The following is a 1687-nucleotide window of genomic DNA, read 5'->3' on the forward strand; positions in this document are numbered from 1 at the left end:
AGCGCCGGCGTGCGGCGCCGCCGCCCGGGCTCAGCGCCCGGCGCGGCTTATTGCTTGTTCGGCGCGGCGGGCGCGGCCGGCGCCGCGGCGCTGGCGACCTGCTTGGCGTTGATCGCCAGCACCTCGCTGCCTTCGCGCAGCGCGGTCTTGCCGGCCACCACCACCTGCTCGCCCGGCTTCACCCCGGCGCGCACCTCGGCCCAGGAGCCGTCCAGGTAGCCCAGCTTGACCGGCGTGCGCGCGACCTTGTTGCCGCGCACCACGAACACCGCCGGATCGCCCTCGTCGTCCAGCAGCGCCGCGCGCGGCACCACCAGCGCGTCGGCGCGGCTGTCGTAGTCGATGCGCAGGCGGCCGAACATGCCCGGCTGCAGCACGCCGCCGCCTTCGAACGAGCAGATCACCCGGAACGTGCCGCTGCCCGAATCCACCACCGGAGCGATGCGGTCGACCTTGCCGGCGAAGCTCTTACCCGGCATCGCGTCGACGCTCATCTGCACCGGCTGGCCGGCCTTGAGCGTGGCCAGTTCGCGTTCGGGCACGTTGAGCACGGCTTCCAGGTGCGAGGTGTCGACGATGCGGATGATCGGCGAGTTGATCTGGACGAAGTTGCCGGGCTTGATCGAACGCGAGGCGACCACGCCCGAAATCGGCGCCTCGACCTTGGCGTAGGACAGTTCCAGCATCGCCAGGCGGTTGGCCGCGCGCGCGTTTTCCATGTCGTAGCGCAGCTGGTCGTTGTCGTTGGCGCTGAGCAGGCGCTGCTCGGCGAGCTGGCGCGAGCGCGCGTAGTTGGCCTCGAGCTTGCGCAAGGTCGCGCCGGTCTGCGCGGCCTGCTGCTCGGCGCGGGCCGAATCCAGCCGCACCAGCACCTGCCCGGCCTTGACCGCCTGGCCTTCCACGACCATCACCTCCAGCGCGACGCCGGAGGTCTTGGCCACCACCTGCGATTCGGCGCGCGCCTCCAGCGGCGCGGTGCCGGTGTAGCTGGCCGCGATCGCGCGCCGGCCCGCCACCGCCACCTCCACCGGCACGGCGTCCGATGCCTTGTCCTTGCCTTCCTTCGCCTGCGCTTCGGCGGCGCCGGCTCCGCCCTTGCAGGCCGACAGGCCCAGCGCGCAGGCCAGCGCCAGTGCGGCGACCGCTGCCGTGACGCGCACCGCCGGACCGCCCTCGCGGTTGTTGGTGAGTTGACGCATTCGAGACGACCCCAAGAAAAAGTACTAGAAAATTCGTCGGTTACCGGTCGTATGCCGGTGTTGTATATAGGTATATCACCGGCCCGGCGAGGCAACATCCGCCGAAGGTCATGATGACTGGAGCCACGGATCGGTTCTGAGGCAAGGTACGCGCAAGCCCGCTGTGCAAGCCGCGCGTTCGCCCGCGTTCGCCGTCCCGCTCCGGCCCCGGTCCCGGGCGGACGCCGCCGCGAATCCGCGACCGGCGTCAGTATGGATGCATCCACGGACCGCTTCGTTGCAATCGCCGCGCCGGCTATACTCGCCGACTTGTGCGCGGTCTTGGCCGCGCGGAGCCAGCCACCACCTTTCGCTAGCCACTCGAGATTGCGGATTACGACATGATGCGACCGCTGACGATCGCCTGCTGCTTCGCCCTGACCCTCGCCGCCGCGACCGCGGCCGCGCAGGACCCCGCCAAGACTCCGGCCGCCGCCGCGCCCGCCGCG

The 1687-nt window shown here is 71.0% G+C and carries 1 protein-coding gene; it reads right to left on the reverse strand.

The annotated features are described in order from the left end of the window. Nucleotides 1-47: 47 nt before the first annotated feature. The gene (locus A7A76_RS00485; protein WP_206409347.1) at nt 48-1199 is read right to left on the reverse strand and encodes an efflux RND transporter periplasmic adaptor subunit; all 1152 of its coding nucleotides are present in this window, start codon (nt 1197-1199) and stop codon (nt 48-50) included. Between the last annotated feature and the right edge of the window lie 488 nt (nt 1200-1687).

The organism is Lysobacter enzymogenes (assembly GCF_017168095.1).
In the GTDB taxonomy this organism is placed as follows: Bacteria; Pseudomonadota; Gammaproteobacteria; order Xanthomonadales; family Xanthomonadaceae; genus Lysobacter; species Lysobacter enzymogenes_D.

Excerpts from the sequence above, each read along its gene's own strand:
- A7A76_RS00485 (WP_206409347.1), bottom strand. The coding sequence starts at position 1,199 with ATGCGTCAACTCACCAACAACCGCGAGGGCGGTCCGGCGGTGCGCGTC.